This is a genomic window from Afipia dichlorophenoxyacetatis, assembly GCF_055386385.1.
Map to the genome: position 1 here is coordinate 4,054,731 of NZ_AP029250.1, position 17,522 is coordinate 4,072,252.

18 protein-coding genes are annotated in these 17,522 nt (G+C 59.5%); 5 read left to right on the forward strand and 13 right to left on the reverse strand.

The genetic code is table 11. From position 1 onward, the window contains the following. The 6 genes from ACZ5C3_RS19005 to ACZ5C3_RS19030 form a co-directional block, all read right to left on the reverse strand. Complete coding sequence (locus ACZ5C3_RS19005; RefSeq protein ID WP_464032110.1) at positions 1–1,983, reverse strand: heme lyase CcmF/NrfE family subunit; 1,983 nt, start codon at positions 1,981–1,983, stop codon at positions 1–3. Continuing rightward, positions 1,980–2,453, reverse strand: coding sequence for a cytochrome c maturation protein CcmE (gene ccmE, locus ACZ5C3_RS19010; protein ID WP_464032112.1), 474 nt, complete (start codon positions 2,451–2,453; stop codon positions 1,980–1,982). Before ccmE ends, ACZ5C3_RS19005 begins: the two co-directional genes overlap by 4 nt. Positions 2,454–2,468: 15 nt before the next feature. Then, positions 2,469–3,569 (reverse strand): c-type cytochrome biogenesis protein CcmI, encoded by a 1,101-nt coding sequence (gene ccmI, locus ACZ5C3_RS19015; RefSeq protein WP_464032114.1) that lies wholly within the window; start codon positions 3,567–3,569, stop codon positions 2,469–2,471. A gap of 194 nt (positions 3,570–3,763) precedes the next feature. Continuing rightward, positions 3,764–5,152, reverse strand: a complete 1,389-nt coding sequence (locus tag ACZ5C3_RS19020) for a hypothetical protein (protein WP_464032116.1) — start codon at positions 5,150–5,152, stop codon at positions 3,764–3,766. A gap of 188 nt (positions 5,153–5,340) precedes the next feature. After that, a complete protein-coding gene (locus tag ACZ5C3_RS19025) occupies positions 5,341–6,732 on the reverse strand; it encodes a sensor histidine kinase (RefSeq protein WP_464032118.1) in 1,392 nt (463 codons plus the stop codon). Further along, on the reverse strand, positions 6,722–7,399 hold the full coding sequence (locus ACZ5C3_RS19030) for a response regulator transcription factor (RefSeq protein WP_464032119.1): 678 nt from the start codon (positions 7,397–7,399) through the stop codon (positions 6,722–6,724). The genes ACZ5C3_RS19025 and ACZ5C3_RS19030 overlap by 11 nt, the downstream gene beginning before the upstream one ends. Before the next feature lie 307 nt (positions 7,400–7,706). On the opposite strand from ACZ5C3_RS19030, the gene ACZ5C3_RS19035 reads away from it, so the two are divergent. Then, complete coding sequence (locus ACZ5C3_RS19035) at positions 7,707–8,471, forward strand: S1 family peptidase (protein WP_464032121.1); 765 nt, start codon at positions 7,707–7,709, stop codon at positions 8,469–8,471. 63 nt (positions 8,472–8,534) lie between these two features. On the opposite strand, the gene ACZ5C3_RS19040 is transcribed toward ACZ5C3_RS19035, so the two are convergent. Both ACZ5C3_RS19040 and ACZ5C3_RS19045 read right to left on the reverse strand, forming a co-directional pair. Next, positions 8,535–8,699, reverse strand: a complete 165-nt coding sequence (locus ACZ5C3_RS19040) for a hypothetical protein (RefSeq protein WP_424627016.1) — start codon at positions 8,697–8,699, stop codon at positions 8,535–8,537. Positions 8,700–8,794: 95 nt separating this feature from the next. Next, positions 8,795–9,163, reverse strand: coding sequence for a response regulator (locus ACZ5C3_RS19045; RefSeq protein WP_464032122.1), 369 nt, complete (start codon positions 9,161–9,163; stop codon positions 8,795–8,797). 419 nt (positions 9,164–9,582) lie between these two features. On the opposite strand from ACZ5C3_RS19045, the gene ACZ5C3_RS19050 reads away from it, so the two are divergent. Beyond that, the gene (locus ACZ5C3_RS19050; RefSeq protein WP_464032123.1) at positions 9,583–9,783 is read left to right on the forward strand and encodes a hypothetical protein; all 201 of its coding nucleotides are present in this window, start codon (positions 9,583–9,585) and stop codon (positions 9,781–9,783) included. Positions 9,784–9,841: 58 nt separating this feature from the next. On the opposite strand, the gene ACZ5C3_RS19055 is transcribed toward ACZ5C3_RS19050, so the two are convergent. The 5 genes from ACZ5C3_RS19055 to ACZ5C3_RS19075 all read right to left on the reverse strand — a co-directional run bounded on the left by ACZ5C3_RS19055 (position 9,842) and on the right by ACZ5C3_RS19075 (position 13,754). Next, positions 9,842–10,033, reverse strand: coding sequence for a hypothetical protein (locus ACZ5C3_RS19055; protein ID WP_464032124.1), 192 nt, complete (start codon positions 10,031–10,033; stop codon positions 9,842–9,844). Positions 10,034–10,241: 208 nt separating this feature from the next. Continuing rightward, on the reverse strand, positions 10,242–10,967 hold the full coding sequence (locus ACZ5C3_RS19060; RefSeq protein WP_464032125.1) for an RES family NAD+ phosphorylase: 726 nt from the start codon (positions 10,965–10,967) through the stop codon (positions 10,242–10,244). Next, positions 10,958–11,356 (reverse strand): antitoxin Xre/MbcA/ParS toxin-binding domain-containing protein, encoded by a 399-nt coding sequence (locus ACZ5C3_RS19065; protein WP_464032126.1) that lies wholly within the window; start codon positions 11,354–11,356, stop codon positions 10,958–10,960. The genes ACZ5C3_RS19060 and ACZ5C3_RS19065 overlap by 10 nt, the downstream gene beginning before the upstream one ends. A gap of 110 nt (positions 11,357–11,466) precedes the next feature. Further along, positions 11,467–13,050 (reverse strand): MDR family MFS transporter, encoded by a 1,584-nt coding sequence (locus ACZ5C3_RS19070; RefSeq protein ID WP_464044214.1) that lies wholly within the window; start codon positions 13,048–13,050, stop codon positions 11,467–11,469. Between the two features lie 185 nt (positions 13,051–13,235). Further along, positions 13,236–13,754, reverse strand: a complete 519-nt coding sequence (locus ACZ5C3_RS19075) for a YcgN family cysteine cluster protein (protein WP_464032130.1) — start codon at positions 13,752–13,754, stop codon at positions 13,236–13,238. A 298-nt stretch (positions 13,755–14,052) separates the two neighbouring features. Here ACZ5C3_RS19075 and ACZ5C3_RS19080 point away from each other — a divergent pair, with 298 nt between their 5' ends. The 3 genes from ACZ5C3_RS19080 to ACZ5C3_RS19090 are packed head-to-tail and all read left to right on the forward strand — an operon-like array spanning position 14,053 to position 17,478. Next, positions 14,053–16,314, forward strand: coding sequence for a transglycosylase domain-containing protein (locus tag ACZ5C3_RS19080; RefSeq protein ID WP_464044215.1), 2,262 nt, complete (start codon positions 14,053–14,055; stop codon positions 16,312–16,314). 25 nt (positions 16,315–16,339) lie between these two features. Beyond that, a complete protein-coding gene (locus ACZ5C3_RS19085; protein WP_464032131.1) occupies positions 16,340–16,918 on the forward strand; it encodes a DUF1214 domain-containing protein in 579 nt (192 codons plus the stop codon). Then, positions 16,915–17,478, forward strand: coding sequence for a DUF1254 domain-containing protein (locus tag ACZ5C3_RS19090; RefSeq protein ID WP_464032132.1), 564 nt, complete (start codon positions 16,915–16,917; stop codon positions 17,476–17,478). The genes ACZ5C3_RS19085 and ACZ5C3_RS19090 overlap by 4 nt, the downstream gene beginning before the upstream one ends. The last annotated feature ends 44 nt before the right edge of the window (positions 17,479–17,522 follow it).

Below are 17,522 nucleotides of genomic sequence, written 5' to 3' on the forward strand. Positions count from 1 at the left end.
CTACTCCGCAGGCTGCAAGGCGCGCGGCGCCTTCGCAGGCTTTGGCGCTCCCACGCGCAATCGCCGGTCCGACAATGACAGCAGGCCGCCAAATGCCATCAACACAGGCCCAAACCAGATCAGGAGCACCATGGGCTTATAGTAGGCACGAACAGCGATCGAACCATCGGTATGCTCGTCGCCAAGCGAAACGTAGAGCTGGCTCACACCGCGAGTCAGCAACGCCGCCTCGGTCGTCGACATGCCACGCGTGGCGAAGTTACGCTTTGACGGCGTCATCACTCCAATAACTTTGCCATCACGGGTGACAGTGAATTGCGACACTTGCTCGCGAAAATTCGGCCCCTGCTGCTGAGTGATGCCGTCGAGCTTAACCTCGTACCCGCCAAGTTGTGCAACATCTCCCGGCTTCATGGACGCAATGCGTTCGCTGTTCCAGGTGGTTTCGCAGACAATCCCGATCAGTGCGATGCCGAGACCGGCATGGGCGAAGGCGGCTCCCCAAGCCGAACGCGGCAACCCACGCGCACGATGCAAAGACGTCACGAACGGTACGCGAAACAATTGCGCGCGCTCGATGATATCGCTCATTGCGCCCGCAACGACGAAGACGGCGACGCCAATCATCAATGGCGCAAACGCCCCGCCGCCACGGGTCCATGCCCAGATCACAGCGATAGTCACCAGCGCGACAATGCCGGCAGCTGTCAGCCGCTGCGCTGCCCCGAGAAGATCGCCGCGCTTCCACGCAAGGAGCGGCCCGAACGGCACGGCCAACAACAAGGGCAGGAACAGCGGCGCAAACGTCAGATTGAAGAACGGCGCACCAACGGAAATCTTATCACCGTTCACGACTTCAAGCGCCAGCGGATACAGCGTCCCGATGAACACCGTCGCACACGCCGTGGTCAGCAGCAGATTGTTCAGAACCAGTGCCCCTTCGCGCGAGATCGGCGCGAACAATCCCCCCTGCTTCAGGGCCGATGCACGCCACGCGTAGAGGCTTAGGCTGCCGCCAATGAACAGACAGAGGATCATCAGGATGAACACACCGCGTGCCGGATCACTGGCGAATGTGTGCACCGAGGTGAGCACGCCGGAGCGCACCAGGAATGTGCCGAGCAGTGACAGCGAGAATGTGAGGATGGCCAGCAGAATGGTCCAAACCTTGAGCGCGTCGCGCTTCTCCATCACGACCGCGGAATGCAGCAGCGCTGTTCCCGCAAGCCATGGCATCAGCGAGGCGTTCTCGACCGGATCCCAGAACCACCAGCCGCCCCAGCCGAGTTCATAGTAGGCCCAGTACGAGCCCATCGCGATGCCGAGCGTCAGGAATATCCACGCCATCAGCGTCCATGGCCGCACCCACCGCGCCCATGCCGCATCGATACGACCTTCGAGCAGCGCTGCCACTGCGAACGAGAACGAGATCGAGAATCCAACATAGCCGAGATAGAGCATCGGCGGGTGCACGGCGAGACCAATGTCCTGCAGGATCGGATTGAGGTCACGTCCTTCGATCGGCGGATTACCAATCCGCAGGAACGGGTTCGATGTCAGCAGGATGAAAAGATAGAACGCCGTGCCGACCCAGGCCTGCACCGCCAGCACATGGGCGCGCAGCGACAGCGGCAGATTATTTCCAAATGCGGCGACAAGTCCGCCGAACAGCGCAAGAATTAGCACCCACAGCAGCATGGAGCCTTCGTGGTTTCCCCACACGCCCGTAATTTTGTAGATCAACGGCTTCAGCGAATGCGAGTTCTCATAAACATTCACCACCGAAAAATCCGAGGTGACGTGGAGATATGTCAGGGCTGCGAACGAGGCGGCAGCGAACACAAACTGCGTGAGTGCAGTCGACCGCGCGACGTTCATCAGCGCCGGATCACGCAGGCGCGCGCCAACCACCGGCACCACGGCCTGGATCAACGACAATGCCAGTGCGAGCACCAGCGCATAATGTCCCGCTTCCGCAATCATTTCGCGGCTCCCTGCACGTCGGACGTTTTCTTTTCGTAATTGTCCTTCCAGTGGCCTTCTTTCTTGAGTTCGTCGGCCACTGCCTTGGGCATGTATGTTTCATCGTGCTTGGCCAACACGGTATCAGCCTTGAACACGCCACTTGCGTCGAGTGAACCTTCGGAGATCACGCCCTGCCCCTCGCGGAACAGGTCCGGCAGGATTCCCTGAAAGGTCACCGGCACCGTGGCCTTGCCGTCTGTCACCTGAAATTTCACCTTGAGGTTCTCGCCGCGGACCAGCGATCCGTTTTCGACCAGGCCCCCCAGTCGAAAACGCTGGCCGGGTGCGATGTGTTTTTCGGCGATACTTCCCGGCGTTGTGAAGAACACGATGGAGCCACTCAGCGCATTGAGGACCAGTGCGGCTGCAATCGCAAGCACCGCGAGCGCCCCGCCAATCAAAGTCAGTCGCCGTTGCTTACGCGTCATGCTCTATCCACCGCACTAGCCATCCAGTCCGAGATTTTTCAGGCCGTCGTTCAACTGCTGTAACCGCGTGGCGTCCTTGCCCACGGCCTGCCGCGCCTCACCGAGTGCAGCCTGTGCTTTGTCGTGTTCGCCCAGGACGGTGTAGGCGCGCACGAGCCGGAGCCATCCTTCAACATCTTCGCCGTTGTCTTTCAGGCGTGTGGCGAGACGCTCCACCATGCCGCGGATCATCGTATTACGATCGCCTTCGCTCATGCTCTTGGCCGCGGCCATGTCCTCATCAGACAGTTTGGGCGCCGCAACGCCGATGCGCTGCAATGAGCTTTGCACTAGCGGCCGCCAGGGCGCGTCGGCCGGCGCATCTGTCAGCATCGTGCGCCAGATATTCGCGGCATCGGCGTTGCGGCCATCCTGCTCGGCCGCAAGACCGATAAAATAACGGGCTTTGACTTCCTTAGCGTCGAGCGCGACGGCGCGCTCAAACTCCGCCTTGGCGTCTGCTGTCACAATACCGTTGGCCGCACCGGCGATCGCTTCTCCAAGGTCGGCCCGGCGGGCCGCTGTATCACCATTGTAGGTAATCGAATTGCGCAAGGCGCGGACAGCGTCGTCATATCGGCCGAGTTTCACCAGCACCGGTGCCAGCACCTCCCAGCCCCGCCCGTCGGTGGGATTAGCCTCGAGGTGGGTCTCGACCTGCGCGATCAGCTTCTCCATGGACGCCGAAGCAACCGGCGCACGTGCCCGCTCCGCAAGCGGGAAATCGCCAAGCAGCGGCGAGCCGAGTTGCGCATAAAACAGCACCGCAACCAAGGGCATGCCGATGAGCGCCACGACAGCAACGGCGCGACGGAACGGGATGCTAGTAGATGCCACGACACCCTTTTCCGCATCTGATGCCGCAAGCAGACGGCGACCTATTTCGACGCGAGCAGCCTCGGCTTCACCCGGCCCGATCAGACCAGCCGACGAGTCGCGCTGAATTTCAGCAAGTTGGTCCTTGTAGACCAACGTTTCGGTGCCTTCGCGCTCAGGCTTGGCCCCGCGCCCCAATGGCCACAGCACGGCGAAAACGGCTGCGGCGGTCATCAGCGCGAACACAAACCAGAGCGTCATTCATCAGGGTTCCAGTGGGCGGCGGTATCCAAGGATGAAACCTTGAATCTGTCGGCATAGGCCGGGTTACACCATGACTGGCCAGGGTGTGCAATTGACATTTCCGGCACGGAGTGACGCGGTTTCGTAGCAAAAACAACGCGATTGGCACCGGAATGAAGCCGAAACGTTCGGCTTCCGCCGGATAGGCTGGATCAGCCGGCTTTCGCTTCCTTCTTTTCGGCCGGCTTGATCATTTCAGCAGCTCTGCGCATCAGAGAAGCGTAATCGGGTCCGAACATGACGTCGCAAAACCGGATCGCCGCTTGCATTTGCATCAAACGATAGGCCCGGATCGTCGGATCAGGCGAACGCAACGATTCCATCAACGTCTGGGTTGCGCTCTCAACATATTGCTGCAGCTCCGAGTATGAGCGCAGGCTAGCCTCATTGATCGCAAGTTCGGCGGCATAGTTGCGGCAAATGGCGACGAAATCGATGAGCGCGGCCACTTCCTCCACATCGGCGGCGTCGACCTTGCTGTTTGCGGTGACTTCCTTGTCCGGTCCTTGCCGCAGCAGACGTCGCACCTTTCCAGGAACGCCATCGATTTCGGAATGCAGCGCACTTGAGATTTCGGACCGGATTGCAGTCAGCCGGCGACCCCAGGCTGAATCCGTGCGAATATCGAGTTCGGTGCGCAGGCCCCGCATACCATCGTGAAGCGCCTTGAGATGGCTCGACAGATCCTGGAAGTGACTGCGCTTGAGGTCCGAACGTAGAGCCGTCACCAATTGCGACATATCGTGGATTGCCATGGTAACGGTCACACCGAACGGCGTGCCGGCGACCCGAAGCTCGTCATCTGACGCCGCGACCGAAATACCAAGCCGAATGACCTGCCATGGTTCCGGAAGACGCAGCGTGACGATCGACAGCGCGAATGGAAGGGTTTGGGGTGTCTGAAGCGCAGGAACGTTGATGAATCCCATGACCGACCTGATCTGGGATTCGGCAAACACCCGCATTTGCCCCGGTAGTTTCGAATTCAGCGTATCGAGCGCATCGCGGACGCCAAGCACTGCACCGATGGATACGATATCCTCGGATACGCTCTGCGATCCAAAGCGAGCCGTTGGCCGCGAGCGCGCGCTGCCATCCGAAGGACCCGCTCCGGTGGCCTGCGCGATTGCCTCAGCGGCCGCCATCTGCACCTCGCGAGTTGCCTTTTCCAGGCCATCCGCGTCACTCGGCGTTTTCAAGAACTCTTGAAAGGCGCTCAGTTTGTCCGGGATACCCTCATTGCTCAGCCAGACCCAGACAGGTCCCAATGAGGTGCGTCTGATTTGCCCGGGCCTGATGGACGGCACATTCTCGACGAGAAACCGATCAAGGGGGCGAAACACCAGCCGCATCGGGTCTTCAGTGCGGGCCGTCAGATCCTCGCTGGGAGCCCGTACAATCTTGCGCAGCTCGGAAAGCACGAAATTTGCCACAGTGGCGTCGTCACCGCGCTCGATGGAACGTTCAAATTCCCGCATCAACAGCGCCTGCGCGCTTGGCGGAAGTGCCCCGAGATACTCTCTCAACCGTTCAATCGACATAGGCTGACGCCCACCGCTTTACTTTCGCAGGGTGCCGCCCACCCGACGCCCTTCGCAGTTTTAGCCGGGCCGCCGTTAATATCGCGTTGAAGCGGAAGGGTTTAATGCCAGAGCATATTTAAGACGAACAGGCTCAGCGCCGGATGAGCGAATACCGGTAACATGCTGCTCCCGGGTGAGAATTCGTGTCAGATCCCCGGCAAGATTAGTTCTGCCCGCAGCCCCCCAATCGGGGCAGCGCCAAGCTGAAGACTGCCGCCGTAAAGCTGGGCCAGATCCGTCACAATGGATAGCCCGAGGCCGGAACCGGGTTTGGACTCATCCAGCCGCTGACCACGACGCGCCACTTGGGCGCGTTCGGCCGGTGACAATCCAGGACCGTCATCGTCGACGATGATGCGCAATGTGGACTCGATTGCACCGGTAGCCCGCTCCGCAAGCACTTCGATCCGCACTTGGTGCTGCGCCCACTTGCAGGCGTTATCGACCAGATTGCCGGCCATTTCTTCGAGATCCTGACGCTCGCCCCGAAATTTCACACCTGCGGCAACCTCGGTATCGATCTGCATGTCCCGATCGCGGTGAATTTTCTCCATCGTCCGGGCCAAGGCTTCGACAACCGGGGAGACCTCCGTCACGGTCCCGATCGTCGTCACGCGCGCGGCGATACGTGCCCGCTCCAGATGGTGAGCCACCTGCTCGCGCATGATGGCGGTCTGTTCAAGAACCTTCGCTGCAAATGGATCTCCACGATTCACTGAAGCTTCATTGACGATGACTGACAGCGGAGTCTTGATGGCATGGGCGAGATTGCCGACATGGGTGCGCGAACGCTCGACAATGGCACGATTGGCGTCGAGCAGCGCGTTGGTCTCCCGTGCGAGCGGCGCGATCTCAAGTGGAAATTGTCCTTCAAGCCGTTCGGCATTGCCCGAACGAATGGCCGCGAGCGAATTTGAAATACGCTTGAGCGGCGCAAGACCGAACCGCACCTGGAAGATAGTGGTCAACACCAGGCCGATGCTTAGCGCCGCGAACGTCACCGTGAGATAGAGATCGAACGTCTGGGTCTCTTCATCGATCTCCGTGGCGTCGCCCGCCACCGTTGCCAGGTATTTCCCTTCGCTTCCGAGATCGACCGGCCGTTCCACCATGCGCAGGCGCTGGTTTTCCGGTCCGTTCACATAAGCAAGACGCACACCAGATTGATTGAGCTCAATCCCCATGTCCTCGAGTTTGGGAAGCGTCGCATCCCACAAAGAACGCGAGGCCCGCACTTCGGGCTTGTCGCCGTCCACCCGAGCCATGCGCCAATACCAGCCCGACAAGGGCAGTTCGAAGAGCGGCTCACCAAGAGACTGGACCGACCGATCCGACTTATCACTCTTGTCGGAAGGATCATCCGGCTGCGCAGCTTCAGCGATCAGGGTGCGGAGATAGAAATTCAGCCGGCGGTCGAACGCCCGTTCAACCGAGCGGTTGTAGAGCGACGACAGTGCGATACCTGTGATGAGAAGGATCGCGACCACCCAGACTGTCGCCGAGACGAACAGCCGTGTCGCAAGGGAATTAGCGCGCATTGGGTTGGGTTGGCGGCGTCAGCAGATACCCAAGGCCCCGCACCGTCTGGATGATATCGACATCGAGCTTTTTTCGGATGCGGCCGACAAACACTTCAATCGTATTCGAATCCCGATCGAAATCTTGATCGTAGAGATGTTCGACCAGTTCAGTGCGCGACACCACCCGTCCGGAATGATGCATGAGGTAGGCCAGAAGCCGATACTCATGTGACGTCATCTTGATCGGGTTGCCATCGACGCTGACGCGATTGGTTCGAGTATCCAGCATCACCGGCCCACACGTCAGTTCGCTCTGAGCGTGGCCCGTACTCCGGCGCAGCAGTGCGCGAATTCTCGCCAGCACTTCTTCAAGGTGGAACGGCTTCGCGACATAGTCGTCGGCACCGGCATCAAAGCCCTGCACTTTGTCGCTCCAGCGATCGCGCGCCGTGAGGATCAAGACGGGCATGGTCCTGTTGTTCCGCCGCCAAGCTTCCAGCACAGAGATACCGTCCATCTTGGGCAAGCCGATATCGAGCACCACCGCGTCGTAGGGCTCGCTATCGCCGAGGAAGTGCCCCTCCTCACCATCAAATGCGCGGTCAACGACATATCCCGCATCCGACAAGGCCGTCGTCAGTTGGCGGTTCAAATCAGGATCGTCTTCGACAACAAGAAGGCGCAAGGTCGTCTCCGCAGGTTGCAGGCCCGCATATCGAGCAGCCCGTTACCTATAACATGAATGGTTCGGCCGTGAACGACGGATGAACAACAGGGCCGCGGATATTACTTTTTCTTCATCGGCATGAGGCCCCACGGCAAGGCCGGTCCGCTCTCCAGCCTATTTGCGGCACGATGAGCGTGGTGCAATATCGCTCGTTCAGATATACGTCCCTCGCCATCGGCGGGCGAAGCTCCAGTTTCTCGTGCCGCACAGGAAGACGTCAGGCCGTCGTGACGGTGCCCGACACAGAAATTGGAAAGTTCGAGACGTGCTTCGCCTCCCCATCGCGATCGCCGCAGCCACGCTCCTCACCGCTCATCCCTCGTTTGCCATCACCGGCAGCGCATCGACACCAAGTGCGAACATGAACCGAGCGATCGTCACTGTGGTCGGTTCACGCGGCAATGTGTGCACCGGGTCGTTGATCGCGCCGCACATTGTGCTGACAGCCGGCCACTGCATCACGCCAAAGACGTCCTATCGCGTTATCGACAACACAACGCAACCACCGCGTCTGATGACTGTCAGCAAGATCATGACGCATCCGCAGTTCAATCTACAGACGATGCTCGCGCATCGCGCCACTGCGGACGTAGCACTCCTCTTGCTGCCTGGGCCGGTGCCCCAAAAGGAACCTGCTCAACTCGGCGTGCCCCGCACGCCCATCGCGCCAGGCTCTAGCTTCACCGTGGCCGGCATCGGCGTGACAACAGCAGGTAGCGATGCCGGGATAGGCACCGTTCGAACTGCAGCCCTCTCGGTGACAGGAAATCCAGGCACCTTGCAAATACGCCTGGTCGATCCCGTCACCGACAACAAGCGTATCGGTATGGGTGCCTGCACCGGGGATTCCGGCGCGCCGGTGTTTGAGGATCAGAACGGACAGATGGCGATCGTTGGCGTGGTGAGCTGGTCCACGGGGCCAGGCAACTCGGACGGCTGCGGCGGTCTCACAGGAGTGACACCGTTGACGCTCTACAAGGACTGGATCGTGAAGACTGCGCGTAGTTGGGGCGCGGGAGCGCTCGACTGATCGTCAGCGCTCTTCGTCCCATCCAGCTCATGTGCTGCGACAGTCTGACGGAGCCGGCATGCATCACGTCCGGAAAAATACGAACCAGACTATTGCCAACACGAATACCGCGGCGATGGTGCTGACGGTAAGCAAAGCCAACACAGACGGCCCTCGTTCGCCCTGTCTTGCCTCCGTCGGAGTCTCCACCACGCGATGATGTTCTTCAACACGTTCGACCTTTGCCATCACGCCCTCATTGTTTCTGCGGATGTTTCAAAGGCAACGCGCCGTGTTTGGTGATGTTCCGGGTCCGCTCAGTGGCAGAATCTCACGACGATCCCCTAGTGCCGTGCCCTTGATCGTTCGGCTTCGCGCAACAGTTCAAGCGGCAACCAGGGTTTCGGCAAAAACAAAGTGTTTTCTGGAATGCGATCGACGCCCTGTCCCGACGTGATGATGACATCAATATTGGGAAAGCGCCGTTTGGCCAGTTCAGCCAATTCAACGCCCGACATTTTTCCCGCGAGTTCAACGTCGGTGAACATCACCGTCAGATCGCTCCCCGCTTTCTCCAGCACCACCGCTGCTGCTTCCGCGCTCTCACATTGAATCACATTCATTTCGCTTTCTTCAAAAATCAGGCTTACGAGTTCCCGTTGGAGTTCATCATCTTCAACGACCAAAGCGGTATGCTGGAGAGCGCGTCCCATGGTCACCTCCCTGTGATGTAAGGGAGAGCAATGCATCAGCCGCCGCGAAGTTCAAAAAAATGCGGACGCATGCCATTTCTGCATCGAAGCCAAGCCGATGCGACCTCGCTATGTCCGGAACTGGAACTCGCGAACTCGCGTTGGCGCCTCGGAAGTGAGGTGCCCCATGAAAGAAATCATTGAGCGAGTTGTGAATACGTTCTCGCAGAAACGAAGCGCGCGTACCAACTCGCCAAATTCGGTAATACAGAACCGTGTGCTTAAGTTTTAGATCGAATTCTTTCTTTCAAAGGTGATCCAGTTCCCACTCGGGAAAGGAACCGAACGCAGCCAGGTCTGTTTCCACCGGATAGCGTGGAGTTCGGCACATGACACCTCAAGAGTGTGTTCTGGACGCAGTTCTGAGAGCGCAAGGCATCTTGGCCGAATACATCGAACCCGGTCCGCATGACTGCGAGAGAACCATCAATCGGTTGTTCGATATTTTTGACGATGAAAAGCTAATGATCGCGGTCAACAAGCTGAATTTGGATTTGGCCCAGTCGCAGTTGAGAACCGCCGCAGCCGAAGAACCCAGCAGCAAAGCGGCGGCCAGTCGTCTCGTCGATGAGATTGAGTAGATCAATACCGTCGATCTTCCCGTCATGCGGGCCTGACCAATCTCACTTTAGTCCGGTGTCAGCTGGCGAGAAGCTCGGGACCGAGCGCGCGCTCGACAGCTTCCAACAGCATCTCTGTTCCCTCAAGAGCCGCTTCAGTCTGCTCGGCAATGAAGTCACTGCAAGGTTGGGAGAGGATGCCGTTAAGGCGTTCAAGGTCGGCCAGCAGCCTCGCCTTGGTTTGCAAAAGAGACGTCCGATTGTCATTCATGGAATCACTCAACACAAACTCAAATGATACATTAATTTATCGAATGCTCACCGAACGCTCAATATGCATTCTCGGCCAATAACTTAGATGTGAAAGATATTGTTAACGATTGGCAAGAGGATTTTTGTCGCAGCTCGATTCGTTCTTCGCGAACAAAATGGAGTCATTCCAAGAACTAAAGGAGCCGGACGGTCGCAGCAGTCAGAAACTAGCCGGCGTCGGCCGACACCCATGTCTCCAAACTGTAATCGAAGTAGCGCGAGAAGCGCTTTCCGTCCCACTCGTATTGCAGGTGACGCTCCTGCATTGGGATACCGATGACGTCGGGCCAGAACGCCGCGACACAGATGCCCGCCTCGTCTCGTACGCTTGGATAAATCAGCCCGTTGCTGCCTGCCTCGCGCAATTCGAATGCAAACGGCCGGCTGTCGGAATAAGAGCCGGGGCTTAGCAGTTGCTTCCGTGTCGCCTCCTCTAGAGAGGCGACATCATGCAAATCCACATCAATCGTCCCCAACAGAACACGCATGTCTTCACGGCGCGGCGGGTCCTGCGCGTCAGCCGCGAAACGCGCGAAATGATAGCCGGTCTCGTAGATGGCAGTCCGCAAACTGCTTGCAGCGTAGTAGACGCCGTAACTGCCATTCGAAAACCGCGATCCCTGCGGGTTTACGTGAGTGAATGGCGCCATCACCCAGGAGGCTCCGGCGCCTGCGACCCTGCGATCTGCCGGGACCAGGATAATCTCGCCGGTCTCGTCGCGCACACGCGGATTGGTCGCCTGCTCAAGTTCGATCAGCACATCCCATACCGCCGGGTTGTCTGAAACACGCTCGAACAGAGCGATCGGCGGGTAACGTGACGCGATGATGCGCCAAGCCTGAGGCCACCGCACATGAGAGATTTTGATGTCGCCCGCGGGCGTCACGACCACGGCGAGCGCGCCGCATCGATGTAAGACCTGACCGCGGCAAGGTCGGTCACGTCACCCGCCACCATACGGGCGAGCGGCGTCTGTCCCCCAAAGGCTTTGTTCGGGCGAGTGATCCAGGTGTCCGCAAGGGCTGCGTCTGAATAGACGATCTGCAGGGCCTTCCAGATGCCCGCGACATAGCCGATCCGGCGCAGGGTATCCTCCGACACCCGGGCGGCCTTACCGCTCTTCCACTGAAAGAACGTGCGCTCTGCGGGGCTACCCAGGATGCAGCGCGCATCGCTATTGCCGACATTCCAGCGCGCCATGATCTGGAAAAACCCTTCCAGCGCGAGCCCCTGGCGATCAGCAGCGACAGGGTTTAGAACCCTCTGTGAAACTGCAGACATTTAGCGATCTCCTGCATTCTTGCAGAAGATATGGTGCACCAAAGCGGTTCGTCAACGCTCCATGTCGAGGACTATATTCCTTGAAAGCCACAGCGCCTGCTGGTCAGGCGCTATTCCGCCATCGCCGACGCGGCGCCGGCCTTTCCAGGACCGGCCAGGGGGCGTTCTTCCATCAGAACGACCAGCATGGCGGCCGTACCTAGGAGCACCGCGGCTGCGCCAAAGACGTAGCGGAAGGCTGCGGTCATATCAGCGGCGGAAATGCCTTGCGTCGCCCCCACATGATGCTCCGCACCAATCGACACATGAGGACCCAGCACCGTCAGCAGGATCGCGGTGAACACCGCCACAGTGAAGGACGCCATCAACGAACGGAAGAAGTTCATCGCACCGGTTGCAGTACCGATCTGGTTACGCGGGACCGCATTCTGGATCGACACCACGCTGACCGGGAACACTGTGCCAAGGCCGATAGCAAACAGCGAAAGAAGCGCTAACAGCTCCCAGAGAGGCAGCGGGGTCGCGAGCGCCATTGCTATCGCAGCGCAAGTCGAGATCGATGCACCGCCGATTGCTGCACGCTTGTAGTGCTTCGTCATGGCCATCGCGCGGCCGGCCGCCCAAGCGCCGAGCACAGAGACGGCAACAAGCGGGATGAGTGCGACGCCCGCTTCACTCGCCGACAAACCGTAAACGACTTCGTAGTAGAGAGGCATATGAACAGTGAGGCCGATCATCGCGCCAATGCAACAGCCCCCGGCTACCATTGCAAACGGCACCACCGATCCGGACAACAGCGGGATCGGCAGGAATGGCTCGCTGGTTCGCAGCGCGTGAATAACAAACGCTACGCCGAGGCAGATCGCCGATCCAATCATCGCAAGGATGGTTAGTGACACCCAGGCGAATTTGTTACCGCCCCACGTCAGGACCAGCATGATGATGACGGCAGACGCCATCAGCAATAGGCCACCGATCCAATCGACTTTGCGTTTGCGATGGAAAACAGGGATCTTCCCCATCTTGGGCAATAGAAGAGCAAGCGAGAGCACACCAAGCGGCAGGTTGATCCAGAAAATCACCGACCAATGCAGATGCTCTGCAAACAAACCTCCCAGAACCGGTCCCCCGATCCCGGCCGCGACCCATACCGAACTGAAATAGGCTTGGTACTGGCCACGCTCACGCGGCGAGACCACGTCGGAAATAACGGTCTGTACCAAGGGCAGAATGCCACCGCCGCCAATGCCCTGCAGGGCGCGAGCCAGAATCAACGTGAGCAGATTTGGCGCGACGGCACACAACACCGAACCGACGAGAAACAGCGTCAGCGACAGGATGATCATCGCGCGCCGGCCGTAGATATCGCTGAGAGTGCCGTAAACCGGCGCGACGGCCGTCGACGACAACAGATACGCCGTGATGACCCAGGAGAGATTGGTTACGTCCCCGAACTGCCGACCGATGGTCGGCAGCGCGGTGGCGACAATGGTCTGATCCAGCGCTGTCAGGAACATCGTGAGCAACAAGCTCAGCAGGATGGTCCTCACCTCGGTTTTCGTCAGCGCGGGCGCCGGGGATATCGGTGGCGCTTCGTTGATCTCAATGACTTCGGTGGGGAGGTTTGAAACGTCGTCTGCCGTTTCGGTGTCCTGCGTCGCCGCGTCAAAACGCTGTCGATGAGTCTCGGTCATGAGCCTGGGTTGAGAGGCTGGAAGAATGAATATCTGAAGAATGGCTCGCGCGTAGCGGCAACGAACTGAAATCATCAGGGATGATGGTGATTTATCCTGTTCGCGACGTCTTCATAAGGCGCGCGAGTGCATGGGTGCACCGCGCTGGTAGACCATCACATTATCGGGACACCGCTAAGGGCGTTTCAACGGGACGCTGGCCGCTTTTTCAAACGCGCACGCTTCGGCAGCAAGGCTGGCCACCGCACGATGTGATCCTCAAGATCAGCCTCCTCGACCTCGTCCTCGGTGCCCCACACCCTCCCCCGGACCGAGACGCCAGCCTCATGAACCGTATTCGGGTCACCCGAAATCAGCGGATGCCACCAATATAGATCCCGCCCCTCGGCAACGAGCTTGTAACCGCAACTTGGCGGCAACCAGTTCAACGTCCGGACATTCTCCGGCGTCAGGCGCACGCAGTCAGACACCTTGTCCGACCTGTTGGGATAGTCCTTGCAGGCACACAGCCCTGCATCGAGAAGCGTGCAGGAGATGTGGGTAAAGTAGATCTGTCCGGTGTCCTCGTCCTCGAGCTTCTCCAGGCAGCACCGCGCGCAGCCATCGCACAGGCTTTCCCACTCGCTGTCGGACATTTCCTCCAACGTCTTGGTTTTCCAGAAATATTCGCTTTGCGTTGATGGCGGCCGCGGCCGGGTTGTCATAGCCTGGAACTCATCGTCCCCTCATGGGGCGTTAGCTTTTCAAGTGCTTTATGGGGCTTATCAGCGGTTACGCAAGCTGCAAGACAGAAGATGCGCTGTTCCGTCCCTAAGAAAGAATGGGACAGGTCTTAGGCTTACGATCAAAAAACCAACGGCACCATTGGTTTATGCCCAATGGTCGGTTAGAAGATGACGGATTCTCAAAGGTCGAAAGCGCCTTGGGGATGCCGCAAATTGACGAGCATCGTTCTCGCCAACAGTCGGCGATTTAATCGCCGTATCATGATCAAGGGTTTCGGTGAGTCAGATCGAACCAGGTGGATGGATGAGAAGGATCCGGCATTTCCTGCTGGATCTCGACGCACGCATCGATTCGACCCTGTTTTCGTCGGCTGTCGGCCTGCGTGAACTGTTCGAGCGCTACACAACGTTCATGGACAGGTTCTATGTCGGCCGCTGGAAGCGCTGGGTTCTTGTCGAGCCGCTCTCAGAAGCCGCAACCATCGGCCTTGGTGGCTTGATCCTCATGCTGGCGCTCGCGTTGCCGGCGTTCCGCGAAACCGCGGATGATGATTGGTTGAAGAAATCCGATCTCGCTGTCACGTTCCTCGACCGTTATGGAAATCCGATCGGCAGCCGCGGCATCAAGCACAACGACTCGATTCCGCTGGAAGAGTTTCCGGACCATCTGATCAAGGCGACGCTCGCCACGGAAGATCGCCGCTTCTACGATCACTTCGGCATCGATATCGCCGGCACCGCGCGCGCGCTGATGACCAACGCACAAGCCGGTGGTGTACGTCAGGGCGGCTCCTCCATCACCCAGCAGCTCGCCAAGAATCTGTTTCTGAGCAACGAGCGCACGATCGAGCGCAAGGTCAAGGAAGCCTTCCTCGCCATCTGGCTCGAAACGCGTCTGACCAAGAACGAGATCCTGAAGCTCTATCTCGACCGCGCCTACATGGGCGGCGGCACCTTCGGCGTAGACGGCGCGGCGCATTTCTATTTTAACAAGTCAGCCCGTGACGTGAACCTCGCCGAAGCTGCAATGCTCGCCGGACTGTTCAAGGCGCCAACGAAATACGCCCCGCACATCAACCTGCCCGCGGCTCGCGCCCGCGCTAACGTCGTGCTCGACAATCTGGTCGACGCCGGCTTCATGACCGAAGGTCAGGTGTTCGGTGCCCGACGCAATCCGGCTACCGCAGTCGATCGCCGCGACGAAAATTCGCCGAACTACTATCTCGACTGGGCGTTCGACGAGATGAAGAAGCTCGTCGAAACCTTCCCGAAGTCCTACACCGAGCGCGTCTTCGTTGTGCGCACAGCCATCGACATGAATGTGCAACGCGCGGCGGAAGCCACGGTTGAAAACCAGTTGCGTCAATTCGGCCGCGACTATCACGCTACGCAGGCGGCGGTCGTCCTTGCCGATCTCGATGGCGGCGTTCGTGCCATGGTCGGCGGCAGAGACTACGGCGCGAGCCAGTTCAATCGCGCGACCGACGCGATGCGCCAGCCCGGTTCATCGTTCAAACCTTACGTCTACACCACTGCACTGCTGAACGGCTTCACGCCGAAGTCCATCGTCGTGGACGGACCGGTCTGTATCGGCAACTGGTGTCCGCAAAACTATGGCCGTTCCTATTCAGGACCTGTGACGCTGACGCAAGCGATCACGCGTTCGATCAACGTCGTCCCGGTCAAGCTGTCCATCGCGATTGGCGGCAAGGGGGGCCCGAAGGCGGGCCGCGCGAAGATCGTCGAAACCGCGCGCAAGTTCGGCATCAAGGCTCCGCTGCCGGATACGCCTTCACTGCCGATCGGCGCCGACGAAGTCAGCGTGCTTGAGCACGCCGTGGCCTATGCCACCTTCCCCAACAAGGGCAAAGCGGTCACCCCACATGCCATCCTTGAGGTAAGAACCGGCGCTGGCGATCCCGTCTGGCGTTTCGACCGGGATGGCAAGCAGCCGACGCAAGCAATCCCCGCCTCGGTCGCGGCCGACATGGCGGAAATGATGAGCCACGTCGTCGATGAAGGCACGGCCCGGCGCGCGCGTCTCGACGGAATTCCAGCTGCCGGCAAAACCGGCACCACCAATGCGTTCCGCGACGCCTGGTTCGTTGGTTACACCGGCAACTTCACCATGGCGGTCTGGTACGGCAATGACGATTACTCGTCCACAAACCGCATGACTGGCGGCGCCCTGCCCGCCCAGACATGGCACGACATCATGGTCGCCGCCCACCAGGGGGTCGAGATCAAGGATCTGCCCGGCGTTGGTGCAGGCAAGAAGCTGCCAGAGTCCGAGGTCGCGGCAGCAAACGCAAAAGCTCCCGAAGTCGCCCCTGGCCCGCCGCCTGTCCTAACGCGGCGCGGCGCGAATATCCTGGTAAAAGTCGAAAAAATGTTCGACGACGCCGCAAAGACCATAGGCGTGCCCGGCAAAACGTCGTTAAACGATGCCGATAAAAAGGCGTCGCCCGATCGAGCGTTCCCCGATAGCTTTGCGTCATCGGATATGCCCGCGGCTTCGGCGCCATCCCTGAAGAATTGATCGCCCTCATGATGGCGCCTCGATCGTGCGACTGATTTTTACCGCCCTTCTATCGCTGGTGATCGCGACCATTGTCGGCCTTGGCTTGACATGGGTGACGTCAACACGCGGTGTCAATGTCGGCACGATCAACATCGGCGCGTGGACGGCCCGGCCGAAAACCGGCACCAGCGACATCGATCCCTACTCACGGGCATCAATCGCAAGAAGTGGTGAGCTGCCAGTCGGCACCGGCGATGGCATTACCTTCAGCACCACCAAGGATGACGCACAGCGCCGGCTCGACGGGCGATGTGACGTGCTCGTCAAAGGCGTAACTCCGCCGGCACGCTTCTGGACCCTGACCTTGTACGATATGAAGGGGCAGCTCGTAGCCAATGTGCTCCAGCGCTACGGCTTTACCAGCCAGGAAATTGTTCGCGAGTCTGACGGCTCATTCGAAATTCGAGTATCGTCACGATCGCGCGCGGGAAACTGGCTGCCAACAGCTGGCGTCGATCACTACTTCCTCGTTCTGCGGCTTTACGACACGCCAGTGGGCGTCGGCACGCGAACGCAGAAAGATGCACCAATGCCATCGGTCACCACGGTGGGTTGCTCATGATCCGCTGGCTGTTCGCAATTATCGGCGGCATCCTGCTTGGCGGGGTCGTTCACCTCGTGAGCGTGCTGGTGCTGCCGCGCGTCGCGACGTTGGACGCCTACTCCCGGCTTGAGCCAATCACGAAACTCAACGCCGTCACGGCGCTTCCGGCTGCTGCACCGACCGGGGCGCCGATGCCCTTCATGGATCCCGCCTTCGCCACGGCGGCCTGCCGCTACGACCTCTCGGACGGTCCGATCAAGCTGACCGTGCCCGTCAGTCAGGCTTATACGTCGGTGTCATTCTATACCCGCAGCGATGTCGCCTACTACGCCATCAACGACCGCTCGGCCGGGCGACGCGTGATTGAGCTCGACCTCATGACCGAAGCGCAGCACGCTGAACTGCCGGAAGATGAAGATGTCACCGCCGCCGACAGGCTCATTATCGATTCACCGACCGCGACGGGCATCATCATTCTGAAGGCCCTAGCGCCGGAGCCGGGCTTGATGCTGCAGGCGCAGGCTTCGCTTGCCGCAGCAACCTGCCGCGTACAAACCGACGCCGCGGAAGCGAAATAATTAGTTTCCCGATCGGGGGAAATGATTTGGCGACGCTGCGGTGA

Bases quoted from the DNA above. Each gene is read 5' to 3' on its own strand.
- ccmI (WP_464032114.1), bottom strand. From the start codon at position 3,569: ATGACGCTCTGGTTTGTGTTCGCGCTGATGACCGCCGCAGCCGTTTTC.
- ACZ5C3_RS19020 (WP_464032116.1), bottom strand. From the start codon at position 5,152: ATGTCGATTGAACGGTTGAGAGAGTATCTCGGGGCACTTCCGCCAAGC.
- ccmE (WP_464032112.1), bottom strand. From the start codon at position 2,453: ATGACGCGTAAGCAACGGCGACTGACTTTGATTGGCGGGGCGCTCGCG.
- ACZ5C3_RS19075 (WP_464032130.1), bottom strand. From the start codon at position 13,754: ATGACAACCCGGCCGCGGCCGCCATCAACGCAAAGCGAATATTTCTGG.
- ACZ5C3_RS19005 (WP_464032110.1), bottom strand. From the start codon at position 1,983: ATGATTGCGGAAGCGGGACATTATGCGCTGGTGCTCGCACTGGCATTG.
- ACZ5C3_RS19090 (WP_464032132.1), top strand. From the start codon at position 16,915: ATGATCCGCTGGCTGTTCGCAATTATCGGCGGCATCCTGCTTGGCGGG.
- ACZ5C3_RS19025 (WP_464032118.1), bottom strand. From the start codon at position 6,732: ATGCGCGCTAATTCCCTTGCGACACGGCTGTTCGTCTCGGCGACAGTC.
- ACZ5C3_RS19045 (WP_464032122.1), bottom strand. From the start codon at position 9,163: ATGGGACGCGCTCTCCAGCATACCGCTTTGGTCGTTGAAGATGATGAA.
- ACZ5C3_RS19065 (WP_464032126.1), bottom strand. From the start codon at position 11,356: ATGTCTGCAGTTTCACAGAGGGTTCTAAACCCTGTCGCTGCTGATCGC.
- ACZ5C3_RS19040 (WP_424627016.1), bottom strand. From the start codon at position 8,699: ATGGCAAAGGTCGAACGTGTTGAAGAACATCATCGCGTGGTGGAGACT.
- ACZ5C3_RS19070 (WP_464044214.1), bottom strand. From the start codon at position 13,050: ATGACCGAGACTCATCGACAGCGTTTTGACGCGGCGACGCAGGACACC.
- ACZ5C3_RS19055 (WP_464032124.1), bottom strand. From the start codon at position 10,033: ATGAATGACAATCGGACGTCTCTTTTGCAAACCAAGGCGAGGCTGCTG.